Origin of the sequence: Chryseobacterium mulctrae, assembly GCF_006175945.1 — a bacterium.
GTDB classification, from domain to species: domain Bacteria; phylum Bacteroidota; class Bacteroidia; order Flavobacteriales; family Weeksellaceae; genus Chryseobacterium; species Chryseobacterium mulctrae.
On record NZ_VAJL01000001.1, the window covers coordinates 4,341,994 to 4,357,274 of the forward strand.

Sequence of the window (15,281 nt, forward strand, 5' to 3'; positions counted from 1 at the left end):
TTACAATTAAAAAATGAATTTAAAATTACGATTGACCATCCTCAGCTTTCTCCAGTTTTTTGTTTGGGGAGCCTGGCTTATTACGATGGCAAATTTTTGGTTCGGAACAAAACAGTGGGACGGAACGCAGTTCGGTGCTGTTTTTGGAACCATGGGAATTGCTTCGATTTTTATGCCGACCATCACCGGAATTATTGCTGACCGATGGATAAATGCCGAAAAAATATTTTCTGCCTTACAGATTCTTTACGGAATCACCCTTTTTATTTTACCGCATAGTGACGATCCCAACTCATTCTTTTCTGTAATGTTGGTCGCAATGTGCTTTTATATGCCTACAATTGCTTTGGCAAACTCTATTTCTTATACGGTTTTAAAGAACAGTAATTTAGATGTTGTAAAAGATTTCCCACCCATCAGAGTTTGGGGAACTGTAGGATTTATTGTTGCAATGTGGATTACCAATCTTACAGGAAACAAAGCGACAGAAGGTCAATTCTATATTGGTGGAGTTGCAGCAATCATTCTTGGAATTTATGCTTTAACATTACCAAAATGTCCACCTCAGAAACTCATTGATAAAGATGCGCCTTTATCTGAACAACTTGGGTTAAATGCTTTTAAGCTTTTCAAAAACTATAAAACAGCATTATTTTTCTTGTTTTCAATGCTTTTGGGAGCAGCTTTACAGTTGACAAACGCTTATGGAGATGTATTTTTGAGTGAGTTTTCACACTTTCCGAAATATGCAGATTCTTTTGTAGTACAGAGATCAACGATTATTATGTCGATTTCTCAGGTTTCAGAGACCTTATTTATTTTGGCAATTCCGTTTTTCCTGAAAAGATTTGGGATTAAAAGAGTAATGCTTTTCTCAATGTTTGCCTGGGTTTTAAGATTCGGATTCTTTGCTTATGGCGTTCCTGAAGGTTACGGTTTGGGTTTAATTATCATGTCGTGTATTGTATACGGAATGGCATTCGATTTCTTTAATATTTCAGGTTCTCTTTTTGTTGAGACTACTACAGATAAAAAAATCCGTTCTTCGGCACAAGGTTTATTTATGATGATGACCAACGGTTTTGGAGCGGTTTTCGGAAGTTATATTGCAGGTTGGGCGATTGATAAATTTTTCACACATAGATTTACAACAGCAGCTGAGTTATCAACTTACCTTGAAACAACACCAGATAATCAGTCATTTTTAGATATTCTTAAAAATAGTTTTAATTCTGTGGTAAATGCAGACGGAACTTTATCAACAGTAGTGATGATGAAAGACTGGCATCATATCTGGCTTTCTTTTGCAGCTTATGCTTTGGTTCTTTCTATCCTTTTTTGGGTATTATTTAAACATAAACACGATCCTAAAGCTGTCGAAAATATTAGTCATTAATTTTGATGATAAACTAAATATAGATTGCACTTTTGAAAAAAAGTGCAATTTTTTTTTACTTTTAGGCAACCATTTTCAAATTACGCCGTCTTATAGATAGAAACTAATCAATGAAGCATTTAGAAGAGAATTTTAAACTTGCTAAAAAATACGATCGGAGAGCTCAGAAAGCACTTTACGATTTATTTTCAGCTAAAATGTTGGCGGTTGCAAATTCTTATACTAATAATATTCATGATGCAGAAGATGTTTTGTTGAATGCTTTTCTGAAATGTTTCAATAAAATCAACGATTGCAAAGATTGGAAAAGCTTTCCGTTTTGGCTGAGAAAAATTGTAGTAAATGACTCAATATCCTTTATCAGGAGAAACAAGAATATTTTGTACACAGATATTGAAGTTGCTGATGAATTTTCTGAAGAAGAACTGGATGACAATTTAAGTGAAATCAATATCGAAGAAATTTTTTCTAAAATGCCGACGGGTTACCGATTGATTTTTAATCTCTACGTTTTTGAAGATAAAAAACATCAGGAAATCGCAGAAATTCTGAATATTTCAGAAGGTACAAGTAAAAGTCAGCTCAGCAAAGCCAAAAAATGAGTTGCTGATTATTTAAAATCAAAAGAAAATGAACAAAAAAATACGGAAACAGTTAAAAACTGACTACGAAGACCTCGAAATAAAACCTTCTGTGAATCTTTGGGACCAAATTGAAGTTGGATTAGATAATGATTCTGAAACGGCGCAAAGACCCTCGTTTCAATGGTCGAAATATGCTGCAGTAATTGTTCTTTTACTATCATTTGGAACCTTGTTTTACTACAATTCTGATCAGTTTTTTAAACCTAAAGAAACAATTGCAGTTAAAAAGCCTGTAGAAAATAACAGTAAGCCAAAAGACAGGATTGAATCTGTTGCTGATAATAAAATTGAGGAACTCAACAATACTTCTGAAATAAGTATTAAATCAGAAAAAGCTCAGAAAAAACAATCGGAAATATTAGTTCATATACAATCTGAAGTCTTAAAAGAAACTCCGAAAATCGTCAATACAGAACCTCAAATCAATCTAAAACCTGAAGTTGAGATTAATAACAAACCTGAACAGCAAATCCCCGAATCTCATCAATTAGCAACCACACAACCTGTTGTGAAAGCTAACAAAGTAAAATATGTTACTGCAAATGATCTTATTTTCCAACGAAAATACAGCACTGAAAAGAAGGAAAATGCTCAGGAAAATGGGAAAAGGCTTGGGATTATTACGATTAACAGAATCAACGTAAGTCCGGAGTTTATTACCATTTTTAACGGTAGCAATAATAATACAAGCGAACAAAAATAACTCATCAGATATGAAACAAAAAATACTATTAACAGGAGCTTTTATGTTCCTGTTCTTAATCGGCTTTTCCCAAAGTAAAACAACTTTGAGAAAACAGATGGAGAATTATACAAACAAAATCGACAGCGTGGTTGTTGAAGAACGAAACAAAATGAATGCTGAATTTGATTTGCTTGAAAAGAAAATGAAAGCCGGTGAAATCTCTGAAAAAGAGATGAATGAACAGAAAAATACAGCAGCCATTCGATACGAAGCGATTATTAATGATGAGATTGATCGGCAGAAAGATGAATACGAAGAAATAACAGGGAAAACGGTAAGAAGAGCGCTTTTCAAAAGCAATATTACTAAAAATAATAATCTATTCAGAACAGCAAGAGGTGCTTTACTGGATCTTACATTCGAACAGCCTGAGTTTGATGATCCCGAAGATCCTAAAAATTATCTTGAAAGTTTTGGATACGTTGCAGGAATTTCCCTAATTAACTTCACAGATAATAAGTTTTTTAATTTCTCTAAAGGAAACGAACTGAAAAATTCTATGTCTGGAAATTTTACTCTCCGTTACGAAAATCAGTTGGGTAAAACGACAAGCCCTGTTTTTTATCGTGTAGGATTAGGATGGAGACTTGAAAGCATAATTCCTTCCAACGACAGAATTTTTGCACAAGACGATAAAAACCTTTATTTGACAGATTTTACGGGCAATAATTTTAAGAGTGCGTGGTTAAGAACCGATTATATCTATGTTCCTGTAGAAGCAATTTTCGTGTTAAATCCAAAATATAAAGAGTACAAAGGAGTACGTTATATTGATAATACCAAAAAACAATTGCGTATAGGATTAGGGCTTTATGGTGGAACTAAAATAAATGACAAAATTCATCTTCAATACAAAAATGATTTTGGAAATCGTGTTTATAACCGTGAAGGAGTATCAAAAGGATTGAATCCTTTTATATTTGGAGGTAAAATTTCGATAGAATATTTTGGGTTTAATATTTTTGTAATGAAAGATTTTACACCTATTTTCAATAATGATGCATTGATTGGTAACAAAAGAGGAGTGCAGATTGGTATAGATCTTTGGGCAATAACATTTTAATTTTCAGAAAGATTTTACAATACTTTTAATGATAATGGTTCGTAAACAGTTAATATTGATTGTAAATTGGTTTATGAATAGTAAATATTAATTTTTAAATATCTATCAAAATTAAATTAGTATTAAATAATTGATAAATTTTCCGCAATACTTTTGTCTAAATAATATTATCATTCTTAAATAAATGATTTTAAAACATACTTTCAAAAAGTATGTTTTTTTTTGTATTTTGGCATTCTGAGATTCATTTAAAATTGTAAAATAAAGTAATGAAAAATTTACAGCTTTTAGGATTGCTTTTGGTCGTGGTGGGCAGCTTTTTACCACTCGTTCATGTTCCTATTATAGGAAACTGGAACTACTGGCAACTCGATCATTATTTGGCAATTTTCTGCTGGATATTCTGTGCATGTGCACTTTTCGGGATTGTAAATAACCGCGCAAAACTTGTCAATACTTTTGCTGTATTTCTACTTATTTTATTTGTATTTAGCTTATTTGCAATAAAATATCAGGCTTCAAGCTACTTCAGTTTTTTACCATTCAAATCTTGGACGAAAGCTTTGGCCGGAACAGTAAAACTGCAATGGGGATGGTTTGCAGAGTTTTTGGGAGCATTAATTATGCTTTTCGTGAAATCTAAAAGAGAAAATTAAACTATAGTATAAAAGAGAAAAAATATGAAAGAAGTATTCATCGTTTCCGCAGTAAGAACTCCAATAGGAAGTTTTATGGGTAGTTTGGCTACAGTTCCTGCTACAAAATTGGGCGCTGCAGCGGTAAAAGGAGCATTAGATAAAATTAATCTAGATCCTAAAAACATTCAGGAAATCTATATGGGGAATGTTCTTCAGGCAGGCGAAGGTCAGGCTCCGGCAAGACAGGTTGCTTTAGGAGCAGGGTTGTCAAACGAAACTCCATCTACAACTATAAATAAAGTTTGTGCTTCAGGAATGAAAGCTGTTTCAATGGCTGCACAGGCAATTAAAGCTGGTGATGCAGACGTAATTGTTGCAGGAGGTATGGAAAACATGTCGATGGTTCCTCATTACTATAATGCAAGAAATGCTACAAAATTAGGTGATGTAAAAATGCAGGACGGAATGATTTTAGACGGTCTTACAGACGTTTACAACAAAGTTCACATGGGAGTTTGCGCAGAAAAATGTGCAACAGATTATAGCATTACAAGAGAAGATCAGGATAATTTTGCAATACAATCTTACACAAGATCTGCAAAAGCTTGGAGCGAAGGGAAATTCGCTGAAGAAGTTGTTCCCGTTTCAATTCCACAAAGAAAAGGTGATCCTATCATTTTCGCTGAAGATGAAGAATATAAAGCGGTAAATTTCGACAGACTTCCTACACTTCCTACCGTTTTCAAAAAAGAAGAAGGAACGGTTACTGCAGCTAACGCATCTACTTTAAATGACGGTGCTTCTGCTTTAATTCTTGTTTCTAAAGAGAAAATGGAAGAATTAGGATTGAAGCCTTTAGCAAAAATCGTTTCTTATGCTGATGCAGCTCACGAGCCTGAGAACTTTACAACAGCTCCGGCAAAAGCTTTACCAATCGCTCTTAAAAAAGCAGGTTTGGAAATTTCAGATATCGATTTCTTCGAATTTAATGAGGCTTTCTCTGTAGTTGGTTTGGCAAACAATAAAATCTTAGGATTAGATGCTGCTAAAGTAAACGTAAACGGTGGAGCGGTAGCTTTAGGACATCCACTTGGAAGTTCTGGTTCAAGAATCATTGTTACATTGATTAATGTTTTAAAACAAAATAACGCTAAATATGGCGCTGCAGCTATCTGTAACGGTGGTGGTGGTGCTTCGGCAATCGTTATTGAAAATATATAATTATTGTTTTTATATAAATCTTGGAAATCCGGAAGCGAAAGTTTTCGGATTTTTTTATATCTAATAATAAAAAAACTTGCTCCGTAGGAGCAAAACCTTTGTAGATAAAGTTCCCAGAATATTTTGAGCTCCGGAGGAGCGACACCTTTATCAATGCTTATGCATTTTTAAAACACTTCTAATTTTAACAAATCAATAAAATTTAGACTAAAAAAAATAAAAACCGCCGAATGTTCAGCGGTTTTTCTATTTTTGTGCAACTAATTCGTTTGAAAATGTCTGAAACTGAAATTCAACCTACTCAAAATATAAAAAACAATCCAAAGATTATGAAAGCTTGGGCGGTCTACGACTGGGCAAACTCTGTGTATTCTTTGGTAATTACATCTGCGATATTCCCGATTTATTATACGATTCTTACGACAGCTTACAATAAAAAGGAGTTTGTTCCGGAAGCAGGAGAAGTTCAGGAAATTCCTGTAAGAAATATGATTAAGATCTTCGGAGACGCTTATGAGCCGGAAGCGGTTTTAAGTTTTTCTTACGCAATCTCATTCTTTTTAGTCGTTTTATTGTCACCATTCTTATCTTCTTTGGCAGATACGATTGGAAACAAAAAATCTTTTCTTCAGTTTTTCTGTTACTTAGGAGCAACTTCTTGTATGGGATTAGCCATGTTTACAGGCATGGAAAATATCTTTTTAGGATTGCTGTTCAGTATTACGGCGAGTGTAGGTTTTTGGGGAAGTTTGGTGTTTTATAATTCATTTTTACCAGATATCGCTACTCCGGATAAACAGGATGCATTGTCTGCAAAAGGATATATTTACGGATATATTGGCTCTGTAGTTTTATTGATTATCTGTTTGGTTTTAATTCAGGTGGTTGCAAAAGGACCGGATCAGGCTAAAATTTATATCAGAATCAGCTTTTTATTAACGGGAGCTTGGTGGTTTGGCTTCTCACAATATACATTCAAACATTTACCGCAGTTTGGTGATGTGAAAGAAAAACTTCCTAAAGATTTAGTGCTTTTAAACTATAAAAACATCTTTAAAAAACACCAGGAACAGGGAGGTTTTTTTGAAGTATTAAAAGATAATATCAGTTTCTATAAAGATATTGCGAAAGAGAGTTTCAGAGAATTATTCAGTGTGGGAAACAAGCTATTTTCAGATAAAGCTTTGAAGTTTTTCCTGTCGAGTTTCTTCTTTTACAGTGTCGGAATGCAGACCATCTTTTTAATGGCAGTTCCTTTCGGAAGTACAGTAATTTTCCCTAAAGAAGCTGATAAATACAAGTTGATTATTACAATCTTAGTTATTCAGATCATTGCGATTTTCGGTGCTTTCTTATTTTCAAGATTATCTAAAAAAATTGGGAATAAGAATGTAATTACTATTGCTGTGATTATCTGGATTGCTTGTTGTTTATCTGCATATTCTTTAAACAAAGAAAATCCAAATGTACAGCTTCAGTTTTATGGATTAGCTGGTTTGATTGGTTTGGTAATGGGTGGTCTTCAGGCAATGTCGAGATCAACTTATTCAAAACTTTTACCAGAAAATTCTATGGAAAATACAACTTATTTTAGTTTCTATGATGTACTGGAAAAAATTGCTATCATCTGTGGAATGCTTATTTTCAGTGTATTTATTCAAAGGTTTCATAATATGCAATATGCATTTATTTCGATGTCGGCATTTTTTGCAGCAGGAGCAATTCTTATCAGATTCTTAAAAACGAAGATATAAGTTCTACAATGGCTTAAAATTTGTTAATATTCAGCAGAATAATAGTAACTTTGCATAAAGATTTTTAACACAAAATGACGAACCCTTTATTTTACGCTAAAATTATCCTCTTCGGAGAGTACGGAATGATAGAAGACTCACAAGGTCTTGTAGTTCCTTACAGTTTTTATAAAGGCACTTTAAAGTTTTCAGACTCAGATTCAGAATTTGAGAAAAAATCAAACTTTCATTTACAAAAATATGCTGATTTTCTGGAGAACTTAAGTCTTCCCGAACAATTCAAATTAGATGTAAATCGTCTGAAAGAAGATATTTCTAACGGACTTTTCTTCGATTCTAATATTCCTCAAGGATATGGAGTTGGAAGTTCAGGAGCTTTGGTTGCGGCTATTTTCGAAAAATATAGCTTCACAAAACACGATCCTGAAAGTATTTCAAAAGAAAATCTTAAAAATATAAAAGCCGTTTTTGGCGAAATGGAAAGCTATTTCCATGGTAAAAGTTCAGGAATGGATCCTTTAATTTGCTACATGAATCTTCCGATTCTTATTGAAAACAAGGAAAATTTAGATAAAGTAGCGATTCCAAAAGAAGAACAAGGAAAAGGAGCAATTTTCTTGATTGATTCAGGAATTACAGGCGAAACAGGACCGATGATTCAGATCTTCTTTGAAAAAATGAAGACCGAAGGTTTCCGTAAAACGCTGAAAGAAGAGTTTATTCGTTACAATAATGCTTGTATTGATTCTTTCCTTAAAAAAGATATGAATCCGTTTTTTAGAAACCTTAAAAAGCTTTCTTATTGGGCTTACGAACATTTCCGTCCGATGATTCCTGAAAGTATTTTCAACATCTGGAAAAAAGGTTTAGATTCTAATGCTTATTACCTTAAACTGTGTGGAAGTGGCGGTGGTGGTTATATTTTAGGTTTCACCAAAGACTACGAAAAAGCAGAAAAAATGCTTGACGGTTTCCAGAAAGAAGTGATTTATAGATTCTAAAAAGTTGGGAATGAGTTCTGAAAAAGAGAGTTTCCAACAGAAAAATTATATCCGAAAATCGTTATTTTACAGATTATCACAATTCGTGGGCTTTCTTTTAGGCGCACGTTTTTTTGTGGCTGTTTTGCTTACTTTTGCACTGTATGTTTCTACTTTTTTCCTTTTTAACCAAGAAGAATCTTTCAGGAAATTTGTCTTTGACTTCAAAGTTCACGGCATTATTTTCTGTACTGTTTTAAGTATTCTTGCAGGAGGAATTATCAATCAGTTCTACGATTTTGAAAAAGATCATATTGTAAAACCGTTCCGTACAAGAATTCAGAGCTTTATTCAGCAGAAATATTTTCTGTATGTGTATTTGGCTTTAACAGTAATTTCGCTAGGAGTAGCAAGCTTTATTTCGTACCGAGTTTTGATTTTCTTTGTGGTTTATCAGTTCTTTATGTGGTTTTATAGCCATAAACTGAGCCGGATTTTAATTTTAAATAATCTCACTTTTGTTAGTTTAACATTGTATCCTTTTTTTGGAATGATGGTTTATTATCAGACTTTTTCAAAGAAAGTTTTTTTAATGGCTATTTTTCTGTTTTTGATTCTTTTATGTATTGATATTGTGAAAGATACTTTAACGAAAAGTGTTGATAAAGCTTTTGGATATACTACAATTCCGAACTATTTTAAAAGTAAAAATACCAAGATCATTCTTATCTCTTTGCTGATTGTAACGATGGCAGTTTCGATGAAACTTATTCTCAAAACCGGAATTTCAGGTTTTATGTCTTATTATTTTACCGGAGGTCTGTTTGTGATGGTTATCTGTGTTTATCTGCTTTTAAACTCCTCAAGACGAACTAAGTTTCTTACGCTCAATGTTTTACGTTTCTGGGTTTTCATTGGAATTCTTGCCATGCTTCTTAACGGAATTGAAGGTAAATTGTAGAAAAAAAGCTTTAAAAAAGCTCAGGTTATTCTTACATTTGCAAAATTAAATTAACAAAAAGGAATGCCCATTTTCAACGATACCAAAGTTGCATTTGCCGATAAAACTGATGCACAATTAAGAAAAGCCTATTGGATGTTTAAAATGATTGAACAGCCTGCTTTAACAAGTCTTGGAACTTCTGTCCTGAATTTTACCGTTCATAATAATTTTCCATTCGTTACCGGAATTGTAAAAAACACTTTGTTCGAGCAATTTGTAGGTGGAGAAACTCGTGAAGAGAGCATGAAAGTGGTAAAACAGCTTTTCAAAAGAGGAGTTGGAAGTATTTTCGACTATTCGATTGAAGGGAAAGAAGACGAAGGAACCTTTGATGCAGTGTGTCAGGAAATTAAAGATATCATTAAATTTTCTGTAGGAAATCCGGCAATTCCTTTTATTGTTTTTAAGCCTACCGCATTCGGAAGAATTGACTTGTATGAAGCTGTCGGGAAAAATGCAGAACTGACTTCAAGCCAAAAAGAAGAATGGGCGAGAGTGGTAAAAAGATTTGACGAGGTATGCAAACTTTGTCATGAGCATGATAAAAAAGTGATGGTTGACGCTGAAGAAACCTGGATGCAGGATGCGGCAGACCAGCTTTGTGAAGAGATGATGGAAAAATATAATCAGGAAAAACCGATTGTCTGGAACACCATTCAAATGTACAGAACCGGCCGTCTTGAGTATATGGAACAGAATCTTCAGAGAGCCAAAGAAAAGAATTATTTTATTGGTTATAAGATCGTTCGTGGCGCTTACATGGAAAAAGAAAGAGCGAGAGCTGCAGAAAAAGGATATGCAGATCCTATTCAACCAACCAAAGATGCATCCGATAAAAATTACAATGCCGGAATCGATTTTGTGATGAATCATTTAGATAAAGTTTCTGCATTTTTCGGAACTCACAATGAGATTTCATCTGAATTGGTGATGGATAAAATGAAAGCTAAAGGACTGGAAAATAACAATCCTCACATCTATTTTGGGCAACTTTATGGGATGAGTGATAACATTACATTCTATTTGTCTGATAAAGGCTATAATGTAGCAAAATATCTTCCTTATGGACCTGTAAAAGACGTAGTTCCTTATCTTACCAGAAGAGCCAGAGAAAACACTTCTGTTGCCGGACAAACAGGAAGAGAGTTGGGTTTAATTAAAAAAGAATTAGACAGAAGAAGAAAATAATTTCTCTTTAGAATAATATAAAAGCTCGGTCATTTTGATCGAGCTTTTTCGTTTTTAAAATTTAGATCAGTGTATAATATTCTTAAAATTGAGTTTAGATTATTATGATTTTTTTAAATTTTAAAGAAAGATAGCCCTAAAAAAGTTGAAATAAATTCTATTAAAAGTATGAATTCACTGGTGGAAGTTATAAATATTTTCAAAGATTTGGATGAGTAAATCGTATCAAATCTATGGAACAAAAAATGCATTTTCAGAGTTGAAAATTTCTAAAATAAAGTTTTTTTTTTTGGTTTAAAAACTAAAAATAGACCTTAAATTATTGTTTTTTTTCACAGATTTTTCAAGAAAAATAGTCCTAAAAAAGCTCAAATTTCCTCTATTTTAATTCTGAATTTGGTAGAGAAAATCACGAAGCTTTTGAAAGTTTTAGATGAAAAAATTGCATTAAATCGGCGGAATAAAAATGTATTTTCAGAGTTGAAAATTACTAAAATAACAGTTACTTTTTGTGTTTGGAAAACTAAAAATGAAGCTTAAATTATTGTGTTTTTTTACAAATTTTTCAAGAAAATAGCATTGGAAAAGTTCAAATAAACTCTATTAAAATTGTGTACTTAGTATGAAAATTTACGGAAATTTTCAAAGATTTGGATGGGTAAATCGCATCAAATCTATGGAACAAAAATGTATTTTCAGAGTTGAAAATTACTAAAATAACAATTACTTTTTTGAGTTTAAAAACTAAAATAGAGCTTAAATTACTATAATTTTTTTTTCGAATTTTCCTGAAAAAGCTCAAATTATCTCTATTCAAATTATGAATTTAACAGGAAAAATTGTGGTTATTTTGAAAGTTTTAGATGAATAAATTGCCTCAAATAAAAGGAATAAAAGTGCGTTTTCAGGACTGAGAATTTCCAAAATAACAGTTGTTTTTTTGTGTTTGAAAACTGAAAATTGAACTTAAATAATTGTGATTTTTCTCAAAATTTTTAGATAGATAATCCTGAAAAAAGTTCAAATTACCTCTATTGAAATTATAAATTTAGCAAGAATAATTACGTGAATTTTGAAATTTTTAGATGAGCAAATTGCATTAAATCGAAGGAACAAAAATGCATTTTCAGAGTTGAAAATTACTAAAATAACAGTTACTTTTTGTGTTTGGAAAACTAAAAATGAAGCTTAAATTATTGTGTTTTTTTACAAATTTTTCAAGAAAATAGTCTTGGAAAAGTTCAAATAAACTTTACTGAAAATATTAAATTACTGTGAAAAAATTACGGAATTTTTAAAAGTTTTAGATGTACAAATTGTATTAAATCGAAGGAATAAAAATGTGTTTTCAAGGCTGAGAATTTCCAAAATAACAGTTGCTTTTTTGAGTTTAAAAACTAAGATAGAGCTTAAATTACTATAATTTTTTTTTCGAATTTTTCAGATAAATAATCCTGAAAAAGCTCAAATTATCTCTATTCAAATTATGAATTTAGCAGAGATAATTACGGAGATTTTTAAAATTTTAGATATACAAATTGCATTAAATCGAAGGAACAAAAGTGTATTTTCAGGGCTGAGAATTTCCAAAATAACAGTTACTTTTTTATATCTGAAAAACTAAAAACGAGCTTAAATTATTACGATATTTCCTCGAATTTTTAAGATAAATATTCATCAAAAAGCTCAAACTTCCACTATTAAAATTATGTGTTTACCGATTGAAAAGATAGGAATTTTGAAATTTTTAGATGATCAAATTGTATTAAATCGACGGAACAAAAGTGTGTTTTTAAGGTCGAGAATTGCTAAAATAAAAGTTGTTTTTTTGTCTTTGAAAACTAAAAATTGAGTTTAAATTATTGTGATTTTTTCTCGAATTTTTTAGATAAATAATTCTGAAAAGTTCAAATTATCTCTATTAAAATTATGAATTTAGCTGGAGAAATTATGGGAATTTAAAAAAAATCAGGAAAAATATATTGTATTAAATTTACCGTAATGGATATATATTTTAAAAGTTAAAAGTAAAGAAACTACAAAAATTGTTAAACTTATTTTGTTACAATTTCATCTTTAAAGATTTTTTTTTAAATCAAGATTTTATGGCTCAAAACTTTCAAATTTTCCATTTTCATAAAATAAAATGATACGTTTTATCTTATTCGATTGATTTTCAACAACTTGACTAATGATTTCTTCGTTTAATTTTTCTAATCGCTGAGAATCGAATATTTTTTCGTTTGCTTTATTTTGATGCGTTTTAACCGATTCTGAAGGGCTCTCAATTATGACTGGTTCTTCAGGTTCTTTACTGCCAAAATCTTTATCGTTATTCATCATCGTAAATAAATCGGGTAGGGAAGTTGGTTTTTGTTTTTCTTGCGTTACTGGTTCTTCCGTATTGGGAAGTTCAGACTTCAGCATTTCACCATCACCAGTCACCAACCAGTCCCATAAGATTTCTGGAAAGCGAGATTTTATTTTGATAATAAATTCTAGAGACGGCTTATTTCTTCCTGAAGTTACATGAGAAATAGACGAACGTTGTACATCTATTTCATCTGCAAATTCCGATGGAGTAAAACCTGAATATTCTATAACTTTTGAAATTCTTTCATTTAAACTCATAAAATAACTTTAAAATAACGTTTACAAATGTAAAAAATAAATTTACAAAACGCAAATACAGATGTAAATAACTATAAATTGATAATTATACAAAAGTAAATTGATATAAGTTACTGTAGTACAGTGTTTTTACACAAATGTAAAATTTATTCCCATAAATTATTAAACAACGTTTCCACAATCTTTTGCTGATAAGATTCCACTTAAACTAATTGAAGAAGCAAGATTGTTAATGTAAATTTGAATAATAATTGAAGATAAACGACATAGTTAAATTCTTTTTTTTGAGATTAATAAGTACCGTTAATCCCTTTAAAAACTCTATTGAGTTAAGTAGTATTAAAAGCAGGTTTTAACATTATTCTTACCGATAAATTTTAATGCACCGTTGTCATTTACAATTGATAAACACTTTTAATAATAAATGAATAATTATTTTAGAGTTTTTCCTAAAAATCTTAATTAAAAGTCTTTTTCTATACTTATTAAGGTGATTTAGAACTGAAGTTATTCACAATTAACATTTGTATATTGATTAAATAATGATTTTATCAACAAATATTTTGTTTAATTTATTTAAGCACATTTTTATGAAAACATGTGTAAATTCACTTAAAGCACATTTCGTTTTTCGCTTTATTTAAACATCGTAATTATTTGAATATTAGTTAATTGATGTTATTAAATTAAAATATTGTTAATTAACAATTTTACTAACAGACAAAATGGCAGTTTATACTGTTTGTCTTTTTTACAAATGTGAATTTTATTTTTAAAACCAAAATGGTTAATTTTGAAAAATGTAAATTATTATTAATGAACTTTGAACATTTCTACACTGCAAATTCTGATTTTCCTAATCGCTATATTTCTCCTGAAAAATTATTTTCTTACTTACAGACGAATCTCAAAGATTATATTCAAGAGATCGGAAGGTCTTATTTAGATAAACCCATTTATAAGTTAAGTATAGGAACTGGTAAGATCAATATTTTAGCTTGGTCACAAATGCACGGAAATGAATCTAATGCAACGCATGCGATGTTGGATCTATTAAAGAGTTTAGATAAAGCACCCGAATTAAAAGAAGATCTTTTCAGTAAGATAAGTTTAGACTTTATCTTTATGCTAAATCCAGATGGTTCTGAAAAATGGACGAGGCTTAATGCATCGGAAATAGATCTTAATAGAGACTTCCATAATGAAGCAAGTAAGGAGATCAAATTTCTGAAAAATCTGGCCACTTCAAAGAAATACGATTATGCTCTGAATCTTCACGAGCAACGTACGATTTTTACCACCGATGGAATTCATCCGGCAACATTATCATTTTTGGCTCCATCAGAAAATGTAGAGCGAACTGTTACCGATAATCGGAAAAAATGCATGGCAGTAATTGCGGATGTTTACAACCACTTGAAAGAATTAATTCCTAATCAAATTGGAAGATATTCTGATGAGTTTTATCCCACTTCTACGGGAGATAATTTTATAAAAGCAGGAATGCCGACCATCCTTTTTGAAGGTGGACATTTTGTAGATGATTATTCCAGAAAAGAAACCAGAAAATATTATACGATTGCTTTGTATTATGCTCTAAAATCAATAAGTGAACTTGACTCAAATATTACAGGTTGGGAAGCTTATCAAGAGATTCCCGAGAATCAGGAAACGCATTATGATGTTGTGTACAGAAACGTAAAATTAAATACGGATCATGAATGCATTTTAGACATTGCGGTTCAGTACAGAGAAGTTTATGAAGAAGGTAAAGATGAAATTTCATTTATCCCTTTTGTGATAGAGGCGGGAGATGTGAAGAAAAGAAAGGGCTGGTTGGAAATTGACTGTACCGGAAAAAAATATGTTTCTGATGCGAAATATCCCAAACTTGATGCAGAAGTAAATTTCAAAATAGAAGACTAAAAAACGCGGAACAATTTGTTCCGCGTTTTTGTTTTTATATTCTTTCATGCTGATCAAAATCAAAGCATACTAAAACAGTATTTTTAAATCTG

12 protein-coding genes are annotated in these 15,281 nt (G+C 31.4%); 11 read left to right on the forward strand and 1 reads right to left on the reverse strand.

Annotated features, from left to right (window positions below; genetic code table 11):
- Positions 1 to 13: 13 nt before the first annotated feature.
- From FDY99_RS20250 to FDY99_RS20295, 10 genes are all read left to right on the forward strand, one after another.
- Positions 14 to 1,396, forward strand: a complete 1,383-nt coding sequence (locus FDY99_RS20250; protein ID WP_139423477.1) for a nucleoside permease — start codon at positions 14 to 16, stop codon at positions 1,394 to 1,396.
- Positions 1,397 to 1,506: 110 nt separating this feature from the next.
- Positions 1,507 to 1,998, forward strand: a complete 492-nt coding sequence (locus FDY99_RS20255; RefSeq protein WP_139423478.1) for an RNA polymerase sigma factor — start codon at positions 1,507 to 1,509, stop codon at positions 1,996 to 1,998.
- A 28-nt stretch (positions 1,999 to 2,026) separates the two neighbouring features.
- Complete coding sequence (locus FDY99_RS20260; RefSeq protein WP_139423479.1) at positions 2,027 to 2,743, forward strand: hypothetical protein; 717 nt, start codon at positions 2,027 to 2,029, stop codon at positions 2,741 to 2,743.
- A gap of 10 nt (positions 2,744 to 2,753) precedes the next feature.
- Complete coding sequence (locus FDY99_RS20265; RefSeq protein WP_139423480.1) at positions 2,754 to 3,848, forward strand: hypothetical protein; 1,095 nt, start codon at positions 2,754 to 2,756, stop codon at positions 3,846 to 3,848.
- A 269-nt stretch (positions 3,849 to 4,117) separates the two neighbouring features.
- Positions 4,118 to 4,504, forward strand: a complete 387-nt coding sequence (locus FDY99_RS20270; protein ID WP_074229085.1) for a hypothetical protein — start codon at positions 4,118 to 4,120, stop codon at positions 4,502 to 4,504.
- A 24-nt stretch (positions 4,505 to 4,528) separates the two neighbouring features.
- On the forward strand, positions 4,529 to 5,707 hold the full coding sequence (locus FDY99_RS20275; RefSeq protein WP_139423481.1) for an acetyl-CoA C-acyltransferase: 1,179 nt from the start codon (positions 4,529 to 4,531) through the stop codon (positions 5,705 to 5,707).
- A 275-nt stretch (positions 5,708 to 5,982) separates the two neighbouring features.
- Positions 5,983 to 7,461 (forward strand): MFS transporter, encoded by a 1,479-nt coding sequence (locus FDY99_RS20280; protein WP_139423482.1) that lies wholly within the window; start codon positions 5,983 to 5,985, stop codon positions 7,459 to 7,461.
- A 74-nt stretch (positions 7,462 to 7,535) separates the two neighbouring features.
- Positions 7,536 to 8,462, forward strand: coding sequence for a mevalonate kinase family protein (locus FDY99_RS20285; RefSeq protein WP_074229079.1), 927 nt, complete (start codon positions 7,536 to 7,538; stop codon positions 8,460 to 8,462).
- A 10-nt stretch (positions 8,463 to 8,472) separates the two neighbouring features.
- On the forward strand, positions 8,473 to 9,402 hold the full coding sequence (locus FDY99_RS20290; protein ID WP_139423483.1) for a UbiA family prenyltransferase: 930 nt from the start codon (positions 8,473 to 8,475) through the stop codon (positions 9,400 to 9,402).
- 63 nt (positions 9,403 to 9,465) lie between these two features.
- A complete protein-coding gene (locus tag FDY99_RS20295) occupies positions 9,466 to 10,632 on the forward strand; it encodes a proline dehydrogenase family protein (RefSeq protein WP_139423484.1) in 1,167 nt (388 codons plus the stop codon).
- 2,103 nt (positions 10,633 to 12,735) lie between these two features.
- On the opposite strand, the gene FDY99_RS20300 is transcribed toward FDY99_RS20295, so the two are convergent.
- Positions 12,736 to 13,263 carry a helix-turn-helix domain-containing protein gene (locus FDY99_RS20300; protein ID WP_139423485.1) on the reverse strand — a complete coding sequence of 176 codons (528 nt, stop codon included), beginning with the start codon at positions 13,261 to 13,263 and terminating at the stop codon, positions 12,736 to 12,738.
- 816 nt (positions 13,264 to 14,079) lie between these two features.
- Here FDY99_RS20300 and FDY99_RS20305 point away from each other — a divergent pair.
- A complete protein-coding gene (locus FDY99_RS20305) occupies positions 14,080 to 15,189 on the forward strand; it encodes a M14 family zinc carboxypeptidase (RefSeq protein ID WP_139423486.1) in 1,110 nt (369 codons plus the stop codon).
- Positions 15,190 to 15,281: the final 92 nt, after the last annotated feature.